Source organism: Rhodanobacter sp. UC4451_H18 (genome assembly GCF_052978225.1).
The window spans coordinates 617,875-635,772 of record NZ_CM129663.1; the positions used below are offsets into that span (position 1 = coordinate 617,875).

19 protein-coding genes are annotated in these 17,898 nt (G+C 68.3%); 6 read left to right on the forward strand and 13 right to left on the reverse strand.

Features of this window, described 5'->3' with window-relative positions; genetic code table 11:
* The first annotated feature begins 55 nt into the window (after positions 1-55).
* From ACVCMG_RS03020 to alkB, 5 genes are all read left to right on the forward strand, one after another.
* Positions 56-1,618, forward strand: a complete 1,563-nt coding sequence (locus ACVCMG_RS03020) for an SDR family NAD(P)-dependent oxidoreductase (RefSeq protein WP_447114845.1) — start codon at positions 56-58, stop codon at positions 1,616-1,618.
* A 118-nt stretch (positions 1,619-1,736) separates the two neighbouring features.
* Entirely contained in the window at positions 1,737-2,438 is a 702-nt protein-coding gene (locus ACVCMG_RS03025) for a pirin family protein (RefSeq protein ID WP_447114846.1), read from the forward strand.
* Between the two features lie 154 nt (positions 2,439-2,592).
* Positions 2,593-3,669, forward strand: coding sequence for a bifunctional DNA-binding transcriptional regulator/O6-methylguanine-DNA methyltransferase Ada (gene ada, locus ACVCMG_RS03030; RefSeq protein WP_447114847.1), 1,077 nt, complete (start codon positions 2,593-2,595; stop codon positions 3,667-3,669).
* Positions 3,666-4,397 (forward strand): 2OG-Fe(II) oxygenase, encoded by a 732-nt coding sequence (locus ACVCMG_RS03035; protein ID WP_447114848.1) that lies wholly within the window; start codon positions 3,666-3,668, stop codon positions 4,395-4,397. Before ada ends, ACVCMG_RS03035 begins: the two co-directional genes overlap by 4 nt.
* Complete coding sequence (alkB, locus tag ACVCMG_RS03040; protein WP_447106025.1) at positions 4,394-5,050, forward strand: DNA oxidative demethylase AlkB; 657 nt, start codon at positions 4,394-4,396, stop codon at positions 5,048-5,050. Before ACVCMG_RS03035 ends, alkB begins: the two co-directional genes overlap by 4 nt.
* Here the strand turns inward: alkB and ACVCMG_RS03045 are convergent.
* Both ACVCMG_RS03045 and ACVCMG_RS03050 read right to left on the reverse strand, forming a co-directional pair.
* Positions 5,028-5,456: a DUF2231 domain-containing protein gene (locus tag ACVCMG_RS03045; RefSeq protein ID WP_447106024.1), complete on the reverse strand. Its 429-nt coding sequence runs from the start codon at positions 5,454-5,456 to the stop codon at positions 5,028-5,030. The two genes, alkB and ACVCMG_RS03045, sit on opposite strands and share 23 nt — an antisense overlap.
* A gap of 9 nt (positions 5,457-5,465) precedes the next feature.
* Positions 5,466-5,807 carry a hypothetical protein gene (locus ACVCMG_RS03050; RefSeq protein WP_447114849.1) on the reverse strand — a complete coding sequence of 114 codons (342 nt, stop codon included), beginning with the start codon at positions 5,805-5,807 and terminating at the stop codon, positions 5,466-5,468.
* 151 nt (positions 5,808-5,958) lie between these two features.
* Between ACVCMG_RS03050 and ACVCMG_RS03055 the strand changes: the two genes are divergently transcribed.
* Positions 5,959-6,882, forward strand: coding sequence for an MBL fold metallo-hydrolase (locus ACVCMG_RS03055; RefSeq protein ID WP_447106023.1), 924 nt, complete (start codon positions 5,959-5,961; stop codon positions 6,880-6,882).
* 18 nt (positions 6,883-6,900) lie between these two features.
* On the opposite strand, the gene bla is transcribed toward ACVCMG_RS03055, so the two are convergent.
* The 11 genes from bla to cmk form a co-directional block, all read right to left on the reverse strand.
* On the reverse strand, positions 6,901-7,773 hold the full coding sequence (gene bla / locus ACVCMG_RS03060) for a subclass B3 metallo-beta-lactamase (RefSeq protein ID WP_447099048.1): 873 nt from the start codon (positions 7,771-7,773) through the stop codon (positions 6,901-6,903).
* A gap of 92 nt (positions 7,774-7,865) precedes the next feature.
* Positions 7,866-8,213, reverse strand: coding sequence for a tRNA-binding protein (locus ACVCMG_RS03065; RefSeq protein WP_395118170.1), 348 nt, complete (start codon positions 8,211-8,213; stop codon positions 7,866-7,868).
* The gene (locus ACVCMG_RS03070; protein ID WP_447114850.1) at positions 8,210-9,499 is read right to left on the reverse strand and encodes an NAD(P)/FAD-dependent oxidoreductase; all 1,290 of its coding nucleotides are present in this window, start codon (positions 9,497-9,499) and stop codon (positions 8,210-8,212) included. The genes ACVCMG_RS03065 and ACVCMG_RS03070 overlap by 4 nt, the downstream gene beginning before the upstream one ends.
* Before the next feature lie 78 nt (positions 9,500-9,577).
* The gene (gene galU / locus ACVCMG_RS03075; protein ID WP_447114851.1) at positions 9,578-10,453 is read right to left on the reverse strand and encodes a UTP--glucose-1-phosphate uridylyltransferase GalU; all 876 of its coding nucleotides are present in this window, start codon (positions 10,451-10,453) and stop codon (positions 9,578-9,580) included.
* The gene (locus tag ACVCMG_RS03080; RefSeq protein ID WP_447099050.1) at positions 10,450-12,348 is read right to left on the reverse strand and encodes a polysaccharide biosynthesis protein; all 1,899 of its coding nucleotides are present in this window, start codon (positions 12,346-12,348) and stop codon (positions 10,450-10,452) included. Before ACVCMG_RS03080 ends, galU begins: the two co-directional genes overlap by 4 nt.
* On the reverse strand, positions 12,335-13,360 hold the full coding sequence (locus tag ACVCMG_RS03085; protein ID WP_447099459.1) for an MraY family glycosyltransferase: 1,026 nt from the start codon (positions 13,358-13,360) through the stop codon (positions 12,335-12,337). Before ACVCMG_RS03085 ends, ACVCMG_RS03080 begins: the two co-directional genes overlap by 14 nt.
* A gap of 7 nt (positions 13,361-13,367) precedes the next feature.
* A complete protein-coding gene (lapB, locus tag ACVCMG_RS03090; RefSeq protein ID WP_395118162.1) occupies positions 13,368-14,540 on the reverse strand; it encodes a lipopolysaccharide assembly protein LapB in 1,173 nt (390 codons plus the stop codon).
* Complete coding sequence (locus ACVCMG_RS03095) at positions 14,537-14,785, reverse strand: DUF1049 domain-containing protein (protein WP_447114852.1); 249 nt, start codon at positions 14,783-14,785, stop codon at positions 14,537-14,539. The genes lapB and ACVCMG_RS03095 overlap by 4 nt, the downstream gene beginning before the upstream one ends.
* 121 nt (positions 14,786-14,906) lie before the next feature.
* Positions 14,907-15,206 carry an integration host factor subunit beta gene (locus tag ACVCMG_RS03100; protein WP_395118158.1) on the reverse strand — a complete coding sequence of 100 codons (300 nt, stop codon included), beginning with the start codon at positions 15,204-15,206 and terminating at the stop codon, positions 14,907-14,909.
* Positions 15,207-15,278: 72 nt separating this feature from the next.
* Positions 15,279-16,952: a 30S ribosomal protein S1 gene (gene rpsA, locus ACVCMG_RS03105; protein WP_395118156.1), complete on the reverse strand. Its 1,674-nt coding sequence runs from the start codon at positions 16,950-16,952 to the stop codon at positions 15,279-15,281.
* A gap of 176 nt (positions 16,953-17,128) precedes the next feature.
* Positions 17,129-17,809 carry a (d)CMP kinase gene (cmk, locus tag ACVCMG_RS03110; protein ID WP_395118154.1) on the reverse strand — a complete coding sequence of 227 codons (681 nt, stop codon included), beginning with the start codon at positions 17,807-17,809 and terminating at the stop codon, positions 17,129-17,131.
* Positions 17,810-17,898 lie beyond the last annotated feature (89 nt).

Sequence of the window (17,898 nt, forward strand, 5' to 3'; positions counted from 1 at the left end):
CGACCCGGCCCGCAGCGCGCCGGCGATGCCCTGTTCGACCACGACCGACGCCCTCATGACCACGACCTGCCCGCCCCCTGCCGACGAAACGGACGCCGAACTGCTGGCGCAGGCGCGTGCCGCCATCCGGCTGCTGCAGACCATTGCCGACGACCGCGGGCTGCTCGAGCGGCTGCCCGTCGCGGAACGCCAACAGCTGCACCAGGCCGTGGCGCGGATGTACCACCCCGAACCGGGCGCGCGCCGGATTCGCCTCAAGGCCGCGGAGAAACAACGCCACGCCGCGCGCATCCAGGCCGAAGACACTGTGCTGAACGAGACCGGCATCCGCGCCTTGCGCCGCAAGCCGGTGTTCACCACGCCGAACGCGTTCGCGCCGGAAGGTTTCCTGCCGCACGACGTGCCGCCCGCGGCCGACGCCGCGCAGCCGCGCGAGTCAGTCGAGCCGAAGCACTGCTACGTGTGCAAGCGGAAATACACGGCCATCCACTTCTTCTACGACCAGCTGTGCCCGGAGTGCGCCGCGTTCAACTACGCCAAGCGCAGCGAACTGGCCGACCTGCGCGGTCGCGTGGCGCTGCTCACCGGCGGCCGCGTGAAGATCGGCTACCAGGCCGGCCTGAAGCTGCTGCGTGCCGGCGCCGAGCTGATCGTCACCACGCGCTTCCCGCGCGACTCGGCGGCGCGCTACGCGGCCGAGCCGGACTTCGCCGACTGGGGCCACCGCCTGCAGGTCTACGGCCTCGACCTGCGCCACACGCCCAGCGTCGAGGCGTTCTGCCAGGAGCTGGTGGCGACCCGGCCGCGGCTGGACTTCATCATCAACAACGCCTGCCAGACCGTGCGCCGCCCGCCGGATTTCTACGCACACATGATGGAAGGCGAGATCGCTGCGCTGCACGAGCTGCCCGTGCACGTGCGCCGGCTGGTCGGCCATTACGAAGGCCTGCGCGGCGCGGAGATCCTGCCCGGCAGCAGCGCGCTGGCCAGTCGCGGCGCCGACCTGCCCGGGCTGAGCCGCGCCGCCGAGCTGTCGCAGCTGCCGCTGCTGCCGGAAGAACTGCTGGCGCAGAGCCACCTGTTTCCCGAGGGCCGACTGGATCAGGACCTGCAGCAGGTCGACCTGCGCCAGCGCAATTCATGGCGGCTGCTGATGGCCGAGGTGCCGTCGGTCGAATTGCTGGAGGTGCAGTTGGTCAACGCGATCGCGCCGTTCATCATCAACGCGCGGCTGAAGCCGCTGATGCTGCGCACGCCCGAGCGCGACAAGCACATCGTCAACGTGTCGGCGATGGAGGGCCAGTTCTACCGCAGCTTCAAGACCACCCGCCACCCGCACACCAACATGGCCAAGGCCGCGCTGAACATGATGACGCGCACCGCGGCCACCGATTACCACAACGACGGCATCCACATGAACAGCGTCGACACCGGCTGGGTGACCGACGAGGACCCCGCGGAACTGGCCGCGAAGAAGGTGCGCGAGGAACGCTTCCACCCGCCGCTGGACATCGTCGACGGCGCCGCGCGCATCGTCGACCCGATCATCCACGGCATCAACACCGGCGAGCACGTGTGGGGCCAGTTCCTGAAGGACTACCGCCCCACCGACTGGTGAGCCACTGGTGCCGGAGCGACGACAATCCGTTTCCTTCGCGCCGGTTTCAGACGGCACTGCGTAGCCTTATCTTGCGGACAGGCGCCATCCGGCGCGATCAAGCATGAGGAGCAACGCCGTGATTGAACGCAGACCCTTCGACCGCCTGGGCGGAGCCGACCACGGCTGGCTCAACGCCAAACACCATTTCTCCTTCGCCGGCTACCACGACGCGAATCGCATGGGCTGGGGCGCGCTGCGCGTGTGGAACGACGACACCATCGCGCCGCAGACCGGCTTCCCGCCGCACCCGCACGCGGACATGGAGATCATCACCTACGTGCGCGAAGGCGCGATCAGCCACCAGGACAGCCTGGGCAACGCCGGCCGCACCGAGGCCGGCGACGTGCAGGTGATGAGCGCCGGCAGCGGCATCACCCACAGCGAGTACAACCGGGAGGATGTGACCACGCGCATCTTCCAGATCTGGATCATCCCCGACGAGAACGGCCAGCCGCCGTCGTGGGGCGCGCGGCCGTTTCCCAGGGGCGATCGTTCCGGGCGCTTCGTGGCACTGGCCAGCGGCTTCAAGGACGATACCGAGGCGCTGCCGCTGCGCACCGATGCGCGCGTGCTGGGCGCCACGCTGAAGGCCGGCGAAAGCACCGAGTACCTGCTGGCCCCCGGCCGCTACGCCTACCTGGTACCGGCCACCGGCAAGGTGGACCTCAACGGCGTGCAACTGGACGCCCGCGACGGCGCCGCGATCCGCCAGGAGTCGACGCTGAAGGTCACCGCGCTGGAAGACGCCGAGCTGGTGCTGGTCGATACCGCGCCCTGAGCTTCGCGCATGCGGGCACGCGTGGCGCCCGGTGCCGACGCCCCGGCGGGCGCCGGCACGGCCAGCTCCAATTCGATCGCAAGACCCGGAGTGCCGCGGTGGCTGCCGGTCCGTAGATTGCGCCTTGAGCGATAATCCGACGGAAGGAACAGCCATGAAAACTCCCGAGAAACAGGCCGCACGTGCCGCCACCCTCGCCGACCCGCGCTGGGCCGCCGTGCAGGCGCGCGACGCGCATGCCGACGGCAGCTTCTTCTATTCGGTGCGCAGCACCGGCGTGTACTGCCGCCCCTCCTGCGCGGCGCGCGCCGCGCGGCCGGAAAACGTGGCGTTCCACGCCACCGCCGCCGAGGCGGAGCGCGCCGGCTTTCGCCCGTGCAGGCGCTGCCGGCCCGACCAGCTGTCGCTGGCGGAACAGCATGCGGCGATGGTCACCGCCGCCTGCCGCGCGATCGAGCAGGCCGAGACGACGCCCACGCTGGAGCAGCTGGCACAACCGACCGGGCTCAGCCCGTTCCACTTCCACCGCGTGTTCAAGGCCGTCACCGGCGTGACCCCGAAGCAGTACGCGACGGCGCATCGCAGCCGTCGCGTACGCAACGAACTGGAGCGCGGCGCGTCGGTGACCGAGGCGATCTTCGACGCGGGCTACAACGCCAGCAGCCGTTTCTACGAAACCGCCAACCAGGTGCTGGGCATGACGCCCTCCCGCTATCGCGCCGGCGGCGCCGACAGCGAGATCCGCTTCGCCATCGGCGAATGCTCGCTGGGCGCGATCCTGGTGGCGCAGAGCGAACACGGTGTGTGCGCGATCCTGCTCGGCGACGATCCGGACGCGCTGGCGCGCAATCTGCAGGATCGCTTCCCCAAGGCCAGGCTGATCGGCGGCGACCACGACTACGAGCAACTGGTGGCGCAGGTGGTCGGCTTCGTCGAGGCGCCGGCGATCGGCCTGGACCTGCCCTTGGACGTGCGCGGCACCGCGTTCCAGCAGCGCGTGTGGCGGGCGCTGCGCGAGATCCCGGCCGGCAGCACCGCCAGCTACAGCGAGATCGCGCGGCGCATCGGTTCGCCCAAGGCCACGCGGGCGGTGGCGCAGGCCTGCGCCAGCAACCTGCTGGCCGTGGCGATCCCGTGTCACCGCGTGGTGCGCAACGACGGCGGCCTGTCCGGCTACCGCTGGGGCGTGCAGCGCAAGCGCGCGCTGCTGGAGCGCGAGGCGCAGGCATGAATGCGCGGTTGCGTCCTGCCCCCGAGGCCGACCCGCGGCTGCAGGTGTACGACTGGGCCTGGATCACCGATGAACTCGACGCGCACGGCTGCGCGATGCTGGAGGCCCTGCTGTCGCCGCAGGAGTGCGCGGCGCTGGCAAGCATGTACGCGGACGACGGACGCTTCCGCAGCCGCGTGGTGATGGGTCGCCACGGCTTCGGCCAGGGCGAATACCGCTACTTCAACTACCCGTTGCCCGAACGGGTAGCCGAGCTGCGCGACGCGGTCTACCCGCAGCTGGCGCCGATCGCGAATCGCTGGAACGCGTCGATGGGACTGCCCGTGCGCTACCCCGCCTCACATGCCGAATTCATCGCGCGCTGCCACGCCGCCGGCCAGCGGCGCCCCACCCCGTTGCTGCTGCAGTACGGCGCGGGCGACTACAACTGCCTGCACCAGGATCTGTATGGCGAGCACGTGTTTCCGCTGCAGCTGGCGATCCTGCTGTCGGAGCCGGGGCGCGATTTCAGCGGCGGCGAGTTCGTGCTGACCGAGCAGCGCCCGCGCATGCAGTCGCGCGTCGAGGTGGTGCCGCTGCGCCAGGGCGATGCGGTGCTGTTCGCGGTGCATCAGCGGCCGCTGCAGGGCAGGCGCGGCAGCTACCGGGTGAACCTGCGCCACGGCGTCAGCCGCGTGCGCAGCGGGCGCCGCCACACGCTCGGCATCATCTTTCACGACGCCACATGATCAGCACCGACCTGTTCGCCGCTGCGCCCGCCCCTTTCCGTCGGGACCTGCCGCTGTGCGAGGGCGCAATGGTGTTGCGCGGCTTTGCCCTGGCCAGCGAGGCAGCGTTGTTGCAGGCGCTCGAGGCGATCACGGCGCAGGCACCGTTCCGCCACCTGGTCACGCCCGGTGGCTTGCGCATGTCGGTGGCGATGACCAATGCGGGGCCGCTGGGCTGGGTCAGCGATCGTCGTGGCTACCGCTACGACCCGATCGACCCGGACAGCGGCCGGCCCTGGCCACCGATGCCGGCGGTCTTCCTGCAACTGGCCGATGCCGCGGCGGCGCACGCCGGTTTCGCCGGCTTCGTGCCGGATGCCTGCCTGCTCAACCGCTACGAGGCCGGCGCCCGGTTGAGCCTGCACCAGGACCGCGACGAGCGCGACCTGGGCCAGCCGATCGTGTCGGTCTCGCTGGGCATCCCGGCCGTGTTCCTGTTCGGCGGCCTGCAGCGCGCGGACCGCGCGCAACGCGTGCCGCTGGCGCACGGCGACGTGGTCGTGTGGGGCGGTCCGGCGCGGCTGCGCTATCACGGCGTGCTGCCGCTGAAGCCGAATCATCACCCGCTGCTGGGCGAGACCCGCATCAATCTCACGTTTCGTCGGGCGGGCTGACGCCGAGCCGGTGTCCGTACACCAGCTTGCCGCCCAGCCAGCCGGCCACGGCCAAGCACAGGAAACCCGACACGCTCAGAGCGATCGCCAGCAGGCCCGGCGCGATGAAATGCGTGCCGTGCAGGCGCAGGAACAGGCTGGCCACGTAGCAGCAGAGCGCGCCCATCACCATCAGCATGTGGCGGTTGACGTCCTTGAGCGCCGGGTTGTCTTCGGCGACCTTGGCCAGTTCGAGCAGGCCGGCCAGCATGGCGGGGATCGAGAAGCCGATCCCCGCCAGCAGCAACACCCCGGCGAAGCGCCACGCCGGTTCGCCCCAGGCCAGGCTGGCCAGGTCCGTCGCGGTGGCCAGCGACCAGCAGGCGATCGGAAAATGCACCAGGGCCGGATGCAGCGGATGGCGCATGGCAGCGACTCAGGCCAGCAGCAGGCTGAGCAGGGTCAGGAAACCCGCCACCGCGACGCCGGCGTGCACCAACACCACGGCCTTCGGCGCAACCTGCTGGCGCAGATGGAACGAGGCGAGGAAGAAACCGCCCAGCGCGGCCAGTACCAGCAGGGCCAGCGCCGCGGTGAGCCGCGCCGGCGCCGCACCCTGCAGCACCACCAGGATCAGCAGCACCAGGCCGCTGGCGCCCAGCAGCGCGTGCAGCAAGGAAATTGCCCACGGCGCCAGCTTGCCGCGCAGCACGCTGGAAGCCAGCACCAGGCCGCCGATGGCGGCGATCGCAAAAACCAGAATCGCATAGAGCAGCATGTCGTTCCCCCGATTGGCACGTTGATGAAGTGAGCAACATTCGATCCGATGCGGCGGGTTGCCCAAAGGTTCCCGCGCTCGACCATGGTGCAGGTGCCCGCACCGCCGCGGCTTGCTACCCTCGTCGGATCGTCCGGTTCGCGAGGCAGACATGACACCCACCCACGGCATCCACACCATCGACACCGGCTTCGTGCGACCGCGGTTCGATGCGGCCTACCTCATCGTGGAGAACGGCCGCGGTGCCTTCATCGACTGCGGCACCAACTTCGCCGTGCCGCGCATGCTGGCGGCACTGGATGAGGCCGGCATCGCACCGGCGGACGTCGACTGGCTGATCCTCACCCATGTGCACCTGGACCACGCCGGCGGCGCCGGCGAGCTGATCGCGCAACTGCCGAACGCGAAGCTGGTGGTGCATCCGCGCGGAGCGCGCCACATGATCGACCCCAGTGTGCTGTGGGCCGGCGCCAGTGCGGTCTACGGCGAGTCGGTGATGGAACAGACGTATGGACGCTTGCGGCCGGTGCCTGCCGAGCGCGTGGTCGAGGCGGCGGACGGCCACGTCGTCGACCTTGCCGGCCGCACCCTGCGCTGCCTCGATACGCCGGGCCACGCGCGCCACCACATCGCCATCCACGACGCACGCGCCAACGTCTTTTTCACTGGCGACGTGTTCGGCCTCTCCTATCGCGACTTCGACACCGCGAACGGTCCGTTCATCCTGCCCACCACCTCGCCGGTGCAGTTCGATCCGGAGGCGCTGCATGCGTCGATCGAGCGGCTGCTCGCGCTGAAACCCGAGGCGATGTACCTCACCCATTACGGCCGGGTGGAGAGCGTCGAGCGCCTGGCCGCCGACCTGCATGCGCAGATCGACGCGATGGTGGCCCTCGCCCGCGCCGCGCACGGCTCGCCCGAGCGGCATGCCGTGCTGGTGGAATCGCTCATCGGGTTCTATGCCGCCCGGGCGGAGGCCCATGGCTGGCAGCAGGGACGCGACGCGCTGCGCCAGTTGCTGGGCATGGACATCGAACTGAACGCGCAGGGGCTGGAGGTGTGGCTGGGGCGCTGAGCGCCCGCCGCTGGCAGCTCACTTTGCGCGTGCGTCGCGCCGCTCTTGTGCCAGCCGCGCCTCGAAACGCGGCTGCGCCGCCGCGGCATAGGCGCGGCAGGCACCGGCGTCGATCAGGGCCGCGGAGTCGTGCTCGCGATCGCGTGCGGCGATCTTCTGCATGAAGCCGCTGGCTTCGGGATGCGGGGTGATCAGGATGTCGCACGGTAGCGCGGCGACGGTCGCAAAGGACCGGCGGAAAGCCGCCACGCGCGCCGGGTCGTCGCTGTAGCGGAAGCCGTCGCGGCTGAGCGCGGTGAGGCTGTCGACATAGGCCAGCGCAAGGCAGCGCCCCTGCTCGCACGAGCGCCAGGTCCAGGACGTGCTGCCAGGCGTATGGCCGGGCGTGTAGTGCGCCGTGACCGCGATCGGCCCCACCCGCACTGCCGCGCCATCGGCGACCACTTGCACCGATGCCACCGCCGGATAGCGTGTCGCCATGCCGTACTGCGGATCGTCCGGGTCGTTGCCGCCGGACCGCAGCTCCTTCGCCCCGGCCGCACTGGCCGCCACCGAGGCGCCGCTGTCACGTGCCAAACGCGCGATGCCACCGGCGTGGTCGAAGTGGGCGTGCGAGTTGAGGATCAGCTTCACGTCGCGCAAGCGGAAACCGAGCGCGCGGATGTTCGCCTCGATCTGCGGCACGTTGCCTTCCAGCGTGCCGTCAATCAGCACATGGCCCTGCGGCGAGGTGATCAGGATCGCGCTCAATCCCTGCGTGCCCACGTACCAGCTGTTGCCATGAATGTGGAAGGGCTTTTGCGGCGCACTCCAGCGCGCCTCATCCGCTTGCGCGAAACCCGCCACCGTCAAGGTGACAACAAACCATAGCGCGCGGAGAGATGGATTCATGCCGGGGATTCCGTGGGGACGAGGCCGTCATGCTCGCCGACGACGCGGCGCTGGCGCGGGCGCATCGCTGGCAAATTGCGGGCGCGGCTCGCTCAGGCCAGCCGCGTACCGTTCGGCACCGGGCGTTCGACCGCGGTGAGCACCACGCCCTCGTCGGTGGGAAAGCCGGTGAGCAGGAATTGCGAGCGGAACGGGCCGATCTGCTTTTCGGGGAAGTTGATCACGCCCACGACCTGTCGGCCGAGCAGGTCGTCGGCCTGGTACAACGCGGCGATCTGCGCGCTGGTCTTCTTCTCGCCGTAGGGGCCGAAATCCACCCACACTTTCCACGCCGGCTTGCGCGCTTCGGGAAACGGTTCGACCCGGATCACCGTGCCGGCGACGACCAGCACTTTCTCGAAATCGGCCCAGCTGATTTCGGGGCAATTCGCTGCACTCATCCTTCCAGCCTCGTCTTCAGACAATCGCGGCTCTGCTGCCACCAGTAGCTGGCCTGCGCCGCCAGATAACCGAACGGGCGATGGGTGCTACCCAGGCCGTAGTTGGCAAAACGTTTCCAGCCATCGTCGCCCTCGGCGATCGCCGCCGCCAGCAGTTCACCGGCCGCGCAGGTCGGGGCCAGGCCGTGGCCGCCGAACGCCTGCGCCCACCACAGGCCGTCGCCGCTGCCGCCGATCTGCGGCATCTGGTGCCGTGCGTAGCTCATCAGGCCCGACCAGGCGTGCTCGATCCGCACGCCGGCCAGTTGCGGGAACACCCGCAGCAGGTCCCGCGTCAGCAGGCGCTGCACGCCGCGCGGCGAGCGGTTGAGCACCGAGATGCGCCCACCCCACAGCAGTCGCGTACCCGGCAGCGCGCGGTAATAGTCGAACGCGAAGCGGCTGTCGTAGATCGCCGCGCGGGTGTGCAGGCACTCGTCCAGTCGATCGCCGAGCGGTTCGGTCACCATCACGTAGGTGGCGATCGGCAGGATCGCCCGGTCGATCGGCTTCTGCAGGCCGGCCAGGTAGCCGCCGCAGGCCAGCACGACCTCATCGGCCAGCAGCTCACCTTGCGCCGTGCGCAGGCGCCACTGCCGGCCTTCGCGCGCGAGGCGGCGCACGCCGCTGTGCTCGTGGATGCGCACACCCTGCTCGGCCGCCGCCGCGGCCAAGCCGATCGCGTAGTTGAGCGGGTGCAGGTGCAGCGCATCACGCTCGTACAGGCCGTCGTGATAACGCTCGCTGCGGATGCGTGCGCGCAACTCCGCTTCGGGCAACCACTGCCAGTTCACGCCGTAGTGTTCGGCCAGCAGTTGCTGGCGCCGGCGCAGCACCGCGGGGTCACGGAACCAGTTGGCCCAGATCACGCCTTCGTCGACCGCGTCGCAGGGGATGGCGTAGTCGGCGACACGTCGTCGGATGCGCCCGACCGCCGCGGTGGTCAGCTGGAACAGGGCCTGCGCTCGCGCTTCGCCCAACTGGTCGAGCAGCGCCTGCTCGCCCAGCGAATAGCCGGCGAAGACGAAACCGCCATTGCGACCGGAGGCGCCGAACCCGACCTGCTCACGTTCCAGCAGGACCACGTCGCGCACGCCGCGCTCGGCCAGGCCCAGCGCGGTGTTCAAGCCGGCAAAGCCGCCGCCGATCACGGCAACACGTGCGTGCGTGCTGCCCTGAAGCGGCTCCCAGGCCGGGTACGGCGTGGCAGTGGCGCGGTAGTAGGACGTGGGCGAGGGGGATTTCATGCTGCAGCGACAGGCGGCACCAGTGTCCGTGACCGGGCAAGCATATCCTTCATGCCAGGAAGTCGTGGCAGCCGTGGTTCAAAGCTGGCCGAGGAACTCTCGCACGGTGGGCGCGAGTTTCGGGTCCTGCATCGCCATGTGCATGGTGGCGCGCACCAGGCCGGCCTTGTTGCCGCAATCGAAACGGGTGCCTTCGAAGCGGTAGGCCAGCACCTTGCCTTGCTCTTTCAGCAGCGCGTCGATCGCGTCAGTAAGCTGGATCTCGCCGCCGGCACCGGGCGTGGTCTGCTCCAGCAGCTGGAAGATGCGGCCAGGCAACACGTAGCGGCCGACCACGGCCAGGTTCGACGGTGCGTTGGCCGGCTTGGGCTTCTCGACCATGTGGCGGATCAGGGCGCTGCGATCGTCGACCGGTGTGGCATCGACGATGCCGTACTTGTCAGTGTCGGTGTGCGGCACTTCCTCCACCGCGATCACGCCGGCCTGCTGCGCCTCGGCGAGCTCCGCCATCTGCCGCAGCGCGCCCTTGCCGGCGCCGTTCCAGATCAGGTCGTCAGGCAGGATCACGCCGAACGGCTCGTCGCCGACCACCGGCTTGGCGCACAGCACGGCATGGCCCAGGCCGAGCGCCTCGGGCTGGGTCACGAAGATCGCCCGCACGTGCCGCGGCAAGGTGCCTTGCACCAGCGCCAGCAGCTCGGCCTTGCCCTTCTCGTGCAGCTTCGATTCCAGCTCGTAGGCCTTGTCGAAGTAGTCGGCGATCGCGTGCTTGTAGCGGTTGGTGACGAACACCAGGGTGTCGGCACCTGCATCCACCGCTTCGTCGACGGCGTACTGGATCAGCGGCTTGTCGAGCACCGGCAGCATTTCCTTGGCGACCACCTTGGTCGCCGGCAGGAAGCGCGTGCCGAGTCCGGCTACGGGAAACACCACTTTGCGCAGGGGCTTGCTCACTCATTGATCTCCGGGTTGGCACGGCGGATCGACACCACGTTGTCAGGCTGCGCCGCTTCGCTCCAGCGGAACGAGGGCAACAGGCTGGACACGCAGCGGCGAAGTTCTTCCTCATTGAAAATGTCGGCCGCCTCGGCGGCCTTGTGCAGCAGGGCCTGCAGCAACTCCCACGACACCTCGCGATGCTGCGCCAGGAAAATCTTGGCATGCGTGGTGGCGCTGTAGTTCTCCAGCGGATGGAACAGCTCCTCGAACAGTTTCTCGCCCGCGCGCAGGCCGGTGTAGACGATCGGGATCTCGCTGCCCGGCTTCTTGCCGGCGAGGCGGATCATCTGCTCGGCCAGGTCGCGGATCTTCACCGGCTCGCCCATGTCGAGCGCGAAGATCTCGCCGCCCTTGCCAATGCTGGCGGTCTGCAGGATCAGCTGGCAGGCCTCGGGAATGGTCATGAAGTAGCGCGAGATTTCCGGGTGCGTCACGGTGACCGGGCCGCCGTCGCGGATCTGCCGGCGGAACAGCGGCACCACCGAGCCGGCCGAATCCAGCACGTTGCCGAAACGCACGGTCATGAAGCGGGTATCGGTCTGCGCGTCGAGGTTCTGGCAGTAGATTTCCGCCACGCGCTTGCAGGCACCCATCACGCTGGTGGGGTTGACCGCCTTGTCGGTGGAGATCAGCACGAAACACGCCACCCCGACCGAACAGGCCGCGTCGGCCACCGTGCGGGTACCCAGCGCGTTGTTGCAGAACGCGGCGCGCAGCTGGCCTTGCAGCATCGGCACGTGCTTGTACGCCGCGGCGTGGAATACCACCTGCGGCTGCGCCTCCGCAAACACCTTGCGCATCGCCACCTGGTCGCAGCAATTGGCCAGGATGCCGTCGAGGATCAGCTCCGGGAAATGGTTGCGCAGCTCCTGGGTGATCCGGTAGAGGTTGTACTCGCTCACCTCCACCACGGTCAGCGCCTGTGCACCGAGCCGCGCCACCTGCCGGCACAGTTCCGAGCCGATCGAACCACCACCACCGGTGATCAGCACGCGCCGCCCGCTCAGGGTCTCGCGGATCGCGGTCCAGTCCAGTTCCACCGTGTCGCGGCCGAGCAAATCCTCGATCGCCACCTCCTTGATCTGGTTCAGCTGGGCACGGCCCGCCACGATGTCCTCGATGCGCGGCACCGTGCGGTAGGGCAGATCGGTGCTGTCGCACAGGGCCACCACGCGCCGCATCTCGGCCGTCGTGGCCCCGGGCATGGCGATCAGCAGCATGTCGGCGGCCGCGCTGCGCACCAGCTCGGGCAGCTCGTCGAGCCGGCCCAGCACCGGGCGACCGTTGATGCTGGCGCCACGCAGGCTGGGCGCGTCGTCGACAAAGCCGACCACCGCATAGCGGTTGTCGCGGCGAAGATCGCGCGACAGCACTTCGCCGGCGCGGTCGGCGCCCACGATCAGCACCCGTTTGGCGTCGCTCCCCTTGAACAGATCGGCGCGGCTGTCCTTCCAGTAGCGATAGGCCAGCCGGGGACCGCCCAGCAACACGGCGAGCAGCCCCGGATACAACACGAACACCGAGCGCGGTACGCCCAGCAGGCGGTCATACAGAAACAGGCACAGTCCGATCGCCAGCGTGCCGATGACCGCGGCACGCACGATGTTCACCAGATCCGGCAGGCTGGCGAAGCGCCAGACGCTCTTGTACAGCCCGGTCCAGCGGAAGATCAGCCCCTGCACCAGCAGCACAATCGGGAACTCGAGCAGCTGGAAACCGAACACCTCGTCCGGGCGCAGCGTGTAGCGCAGCCACTTGGCGATCCACCAGGCCAGCGCCGCCATCAGCAGATCGTGGACGACGACCGCTACCCGCGGGTGAATGAAGCCGACAAGCTTACGCAGTGACATGGAGGCCCTTGCTCGGGTGGCGCCGCACCAGGCGACGTTTCAGATACAACCACATGATCGCTGCCCCTGCATAAACGACCATGGTAATCGCCAAGGCGGCGTGCAGATGACTCCAGGCCAACCAGGTCATCGGGGCCGCTACCAGCAGGTTCCAGCCAAGGTAGGCCGCATCCACCGATGCATGGCTGCCGGCGCGGCGCGCCAGCCATTGATACAGGTGTTCACGGTGGGCGCTGTACCAGCGACGCCCCCGCCACATCCGCGTCAACAGGGTAAGGCTGGCATCCACCACGAACGCCGACGACAGGATCAACGCCGGCCACAGCCACGCCGGATTCGCCCGCCACAGCATCGCACTGAATGCGAACACCAGCAGGCCCACGCTGCCGCTGCCCACGTCCCCCAGGAAGATCCGCGCCGGCGGCCAGTTGAACCACCCGAACGCCAGCGCCGACGCCGCCAGACAGGCCGCGGCCAGCGCCAGCGCAGGCAGGTTCGCTGCCCACGCCAGCACGGCCAGGCCGCCGCCCACGAAAGCCGCCTGCTGCGCCAGCAAACCGTCGATGCCATCCATGAAGTTGTGCAGGTTGATGCTCCACGCGCCGCCGACCAGCAACAACGGCAACCACCACCAGGCCGGCGACCAGGCCTGCAGCCCGACGCACAGCAAGGCGCAGGCAACCAATTGCACGGCCAGTCGCGGCCAGGCCGGAAGCGGATGATGGTCGTCCCACCAGCCCGCCAGCGCCACCAGCAGCAAGGCCACGCACGACAACCCGAGCAGCCCGGGCGCGGGAACCGCCGCGTGCAGACTCCAGGCGACGCCGGGCAGGCACACCAGCATGGCGACGACGATGCCGATGCCGCCGCCGCGCGGGGTCGGCACCTGATGCGAGCGGCGTTGTCCGGGCAGGTCGAGCATGCCGCGCCGATGCGCGTAACCGACCGCGGCGCGTACCAGCAGTGCGGTAACCAGGAAGGCTGCCAGCAACCATCCGATGGTCATCAGCATGGCCATGTCACTCGCCGGCCACCCCGTGGATCGGCCGGATCGTGCTCCAGCTCTTGCAACTGGGGCACTGCCAGTGGTGCGCCTTGGCCCCGAACCCGCAACGGTTGCAGCGGTACATCGCCTGCCCTTCGAGCAGCTTGCGGGTGAGATCGCGCAGGATCAGGAAATTCTCGCGCGCCTCGCCTTCGATCTTGTCCATCGTGGCGTCGAGCAGGGTCATCAGCCCGCGCACCGACGGCCGCTGGCGCAACTGCGCGGTGAGAAAGTCGACCGCCACGCGCTCGCCGTCGCGCTGGCGATACAGGTTGGTCAGCGCCAGGATCGGCGAAACGCCGTGATAGCGCGCCATCAGGGTGCGCAGGAAGGTCTCGGCGCGGTCCATCTGCCGCACGCGGGCATAGCTGTTGAGCAGCGGCGGCAGGATGTCGGGAGTGAAGGCGCTGTCGGCCCTGATCGCCGCCTCCAGCGCGTCGATGGCCTCGGCATGCTGCCCGTCCTCGGCATGCAGGCGTCCGGTGAGCATGAAGGCGCGCACGCAATCGGGCTGGCATTCGAACGCCTGGCGCAGGTATTCCCGCGCCTCGGCACGGGCGCCATGCTGACGCGCGCGCTCGGCGAGCTCACAGTAGAACTGGGCGATCATCGGCGCCTCGTCGTCGCCGGTCATCACCTCCAGCCGCCGCGCGTGCTCGATCGCCTTGTGCCAGTCGCGCTCGTGCTGGTAGATCGAGATCAGATGGCGCAGCGCCGAGGGCGCGTGCGAGTTCATCGCCACCAGGTCGGCGAACAAGGCCTCGGCACGATCGAGCAGGCCCGAGCGCATGTAGTCCTCGCCGAGCTCCAGCAGGGCCACGGTCTTCATTGCGTCGGACAGGCCCGGTCGCGAGACCAGGTGCTGGTGCAGCCGGATCGCCCGATCCACCTCGCCGCGACGGCGAAACAGGTTGCCCAGGGCGAGGTGCGTCTCCACCGTGTCGCGGTTGTATTCGGCGAGTTTCAGGAAGACTTCGATGGCCTTGTCCTGCTCCTCGTTGAGCAGGTAGTTCAGGCCGCGGAAATAATCCGACGACAAGGTGCTGACGTCGACGCCGGCCCGCCGCGCAACCACCAGGCGCGAAGCCCACCAACCCAGCACGAAGGCGACGGGGAGCAGTGCGGCCAGCACATACAGGGGATTCATGGCTTGGCCGGCGGCTTCCTGTCCGCGCCCGTAGTGCGTCGCGAACGCCGTGGCCGCACACCGAGCCACGCGGTCACCCCGCCCAGCAACCAGCCCACCACCAGGGCGCCCAGCAGCGCGGCTCCCTTGGGCAACTGCAGTTGGGCAAAGCCGAAGTCGTAGCCGACCATTTCCGCATTCAGCGCGCCCAGCACGATGCCGGCGGCGGCGAAAACGGCCAGAATGATGAGGGCAAGCAATCGCATGCTCGAACTTTACCCGATTGGCGCAGTCGGGCACAGGCGCTGCCGCCGCCAGCCGTCCTGCAGGCAAAAAGAAGGCAGGACCGGCTCGCGCCGCCTGCCTCGCATTCTCCGGTCGATGGACTCAACCGGCACTGTTCTCCAGGTCAAGATTGACGCGCTCGCGCAATTCCTTGCCCGGCTTGAAATGGGGAACGTGCTTGCCTGGCAGGGCCACGGCTTCGCCGGTCTTGGGGTTGCGCCCCATCCGCGGCGGCCGGTAGTGCAACGCAAAGCTGCCGAAGCCGCGCACCTCGATGCGTTCGCCCTGGGCCAGCGCCAGGCTCATCTGTTCGATGACGCTCTTGACGGCCATCTCGACGTCGGCGAACGCGAGGTGGGTCTGGCGCCTGGCCAGCGCTTCGATCAATTCGGATTTGGTCATGGGCCCCAATGTCCGTGACGTGAAACAGCGGGGCGGCGACGTGCCGCCCCGCGTCGTGCCTGCAACGAGAGATCAGTCGGCCTTGTTGAACTGTTCCTTCAACAACGCGCCGAGCTTGGTCGTGCCACTGGCGGCCGAAGAGTAGTCGACCGCGGCTTCGGGGGCGTCTTCCTCGTCCTTGGCGCGAATCGAGAGCGCCAGCTGGCGACCCTTGCGATCCATGCCGGTGAACTTGGCCTCGACCTTGTCGCCCACCTTCAGGTGCTGGGTAGCGTCGTCGATGCGCTCCTTGGCGATGTCGTTGGCGCGCAGGTAACCCTCCACGCCCTCGCCCAGGTCGATCACGGCACCCTTGGCGTCGACTTCCTTGACCGTGCCGTTGACGATCGTGCCACGCGGGTTGGCCGCCATGAACTGGCCGAACGGATCCTGCTCCATCTGCTTGATCCCGAGGCTGATGCGCTCGCGCTCCGGGTCGACGGCCAGCACCACCGCCTCGATCTCCTCGCCCTTCTTGAAGTCGCGCACGAGGTCTTCGCCGGACACCTGCCAGGAGATGTCGGACAGATGCACCAGGCCGTCGATGCCGCCTTCCAGGCCGATGAACACGCCGAAATCGGTGATCGACTTGATCTGGCCCGACACCTTGTCGCCCTTCTTGTGCATGGCGGCGAAGGCTTCCCACGGGTTCGAGCGGGTCTGCTTGATGCCCAGCGAAATGCGGCGACGCTCTTCATCCACGTCCAGCACGGTCACTTCGGTCTCGTCGCCGACCTGCACCACCTTGGCCGGGTTGACGTTCTTGTTGGTCCAGTCCATCTCGGACACGTGCACCAGGCCTTCCACACCCGGCTCGATCTCGACGAAGCAGCCGTAATCGGTGACGTTGGAGACCTTGCCGAAGATGCGGCTGCCGACCGGGTAGCGACGCGAGATGTTCACCCACGGGTCGTCGCCCAGCTGCTTCAGGCCCAGCGACACGCGGTTGCGCTCCTTGTCGTACTTCAGCACGCGCACGTCGAGCTCGTCGCCGACGTTGACCACCTCGGACGGATGGCGCACGCGCTTCCACGCCATGTCGGTGATGTGCAACAGGCCGTCGATGCCGCCCAGGTCCACGAACGCGCCGTAATCGGTGAGGTTCTTCACCACACCCTTGACGACGGCGCCTTCCACCAGGCGTTCCAGCAGCTTCTCGCGCTCCTCGGAGAACTCGGTCTCGACGACGGCGCGGCGGCTGACCACCACGTTGTTGCGCTTGCGATCCAGCTTGATGATCTTGAACTCGAGTTCCTTGCCCTCGAGGTAGGTCGGCTCGCGCACCGGGCGCACGTCGACCAGCGAACCGGGCAGGAACGCGCGGACATCCTTGATGTCGACGGTGAAACCGCCCTTGACCTTGCCGGAAATCATGCCGACGATGGTCTCTTCCTTGTCGAACGCCTGCTCCAGGTCGTCCCACACCATCGAGCGCTTGGCCTTCTCGCGCGACAGCTTGGTCTCGCCGAAACCGTCTTCCAGGGCTTCGAGGGCTACCTTCACCTCGTCGCCAACCTGCACCTCCAGCACACCTTCCTCGTTCTTGAACTGCTCGATCGGGACGATGCCTTCGCTCTTCAGGCCTGCATTGATCACGACGACGTCGTTGCGGATTTCCACGACGATGCCGGTGACGATGGCGCCGGGCTTCAGCTTGGAGATGGCCTGCTGGCTCTGTTCAAACAGTTCGGCAAAACTTTCAGTCATGTTGATTCCATAGTGGGAAAAGACCTTGGGTCCGCTGCGCTGGGTTGGTTGTTGCGCACGAACTTCCCGGTCCACCGGTTGGGGGTGGCCGCGACGGCCCTGCGGGGCCGAACGTTGTCACCGTGGTTCAAAACCCCCTGCCGCGGCAGGGGCACAAAAGCCGCCGCGCAATCCGCTCAGGACTGCACGACGGCAAGTACTTTCGCCACGACCTCGTCGATGGCCATGCCGGTGGTGTCCACCAGCACCGCATCATCGGCGGGCTTGAGTGGCGCGACCGCACGCGATGCATCGCGGCTGTCACGCGCCTCAATTTCGCGCTGAAGGCCGGCAAGTGTAACGCTGAGCCCCTTTTCCTTCAACTGCTTATAGCGTCTTTTCGCCCGCTCGGCGGCGCTCGCGGTGAGGAAAACCTTGAACGCGGCATCCGGGAAGATCACCGTGCCCATGTCGCGCCCGTCCGCCACCAGCCCGGGCGCCTTGCGAAAGCCCAACTGCAGCGCCACCAGGGCCTCGCGCACGCTGGGCATGGAGGCGATCGCCGACGCCGCGGCACCGGCCGTTTCCGTGCGCAACTCGTCGGTGGCATCGTGACCGTTGACGATCACCCGCGCCCCGCCTCCCGTCTCGGCGGCGCGAAACTGGATCTTCGTCGTCTGGGCGCAGCGGGCCATCGCATCGGCATCGGACAGGTCCAGCCCGGCCATGCCGGCGGCGTAGCCCACCGCGCGATACAACGCCCCGGAATCCAGCAGGCGCCAGCCCAGCCGCTCTGCCACCAGCGCACTGATCGTGCCCTTGCCCGACCCGGACGGCCCGTCGATGGCAAGCACGGGAACGGCGGCGGCATGGCTCATCGAAGCATCCTGGCGGCGTGGAGAACGCGCAGTCTAACGCGTTGACCCACTTCCGAACGCGTGCTATCCATCCCGTTTCCCGCCCGCCG

Coding starts and splice junctions, on each gene's coding strand:
- ACVCMG_RS03020 (WP_447114845.1), top strand. CDS start 56: ATGACCACGACCTGCCCGCCCCCTGCCGACGAAACGGACGCCGAACTG.
- ada (WP_447114847.1), top strand. CDS start 2,593: ATGAAAACTCCCGAGAAACAGGCCGCACGTGCCGCCACCCTCGCCGAC.
- ACVCMG_RS03035 (WP_447114848.1), top strand. CDS start 3,666: ATGAATGCGCGGTTGCGTCCTGCCCCCGAGGCCGACCCGCGGCTGCAG.
- alkB (WP_447106025.1), top strand. CDS start 4,394: ATGATCAGCACCGACCTGTTCGCCGCTGCGCCCGCCCCTTTCCGTCGG.
- ACVCMG_RS03045 (WP_447106024.1), bottom strand. CDS start 5,456: ATGCGCCATCCGCTGCATCCGGCCCTGGTGCATTTTCCGATCGCCTGC.
- ACVCMG_RS03050 (WP_447114849.1), bottom strand. CDS start 5,807: ATGCTGCTCTATGCGATTCTGGTTTTTGCGATCGCCGCCATCGGCGGC.
- ACVCMG_RS03055 (WP_447106023.1), top strand. CDS start 5,959: ATGACACCCACCCACGGCATCCACACCATCGACACCGGCTTCGTGCGA.
- bla (WP_447099048.1), bottom strand. CDS start 7,773: ATGAATCCATCTCTCCGCGCGCTATGGTTTGTTGTCACCTTGACGGTG.
- ACVCMG_RS03065 (WP_395118170.1), bottom strand. CDS start 8,213: ATGAGTGCAGCGAATTGCCCCGAAATCAGCTGGGCCGATTTCGAGAAA.
- ACVCMG_RS03070 (WP_447114850.1), bottom strand. CDS start 9,499: ATGAAATCCCCCTCGCCCACGTCCTACTACCGCGCCACTGCCACGCCG.
- ACVCMG_RS03080 (WP_447099050.1), bottom strand. CDS start 12,348: ATGTCACTGCGTAAGCTTGTCGGCTTCATTCACCCGCGGGTAGCGGTC.
- ACVCMG_RS03085 (WP_447099459.1), bottom strand. CDS start 13,360: ATGCTGATGACCATCGGATGGTTGCTGGCAGCCTTCCTGGTTACCGCA.
- lapB (WP_395118162.1), bottom strand. CDS start 14,540: ATGAATCCCCTGTATGTGCTGGCCGCACTGCTCCCCGTCGCCTTCGTG.
- ACVCMG_RS03095 (WP_447114852.1), bottom strand. CDS start 14,785: ATGCGATTGCTTGCCCTCATCATTCTGGCCGTTTTCGCCGCCGCCGGC.
- ACVCMG_RS03100 (WP_395118158.1), bottom strand. CDS start 15,206: ATGACCAAATCCGAATTGATCGAAGCGCTGGCCAGGCGCCAGACCCAC.
- rpsA (WP_395118156.1), bottom strand. CDS start 16,952: ATGACTGAAAGTTTTGCCGAACTGTTTGAACAGAGCCAGCAGGCCATC.
- cmk (WP_395118154.1), bottom strand. CDS start 17,809: ATGAGCCATGCCGCCGCCGTTCCCGTGCTTGCCATCGACGGGCCGTCC.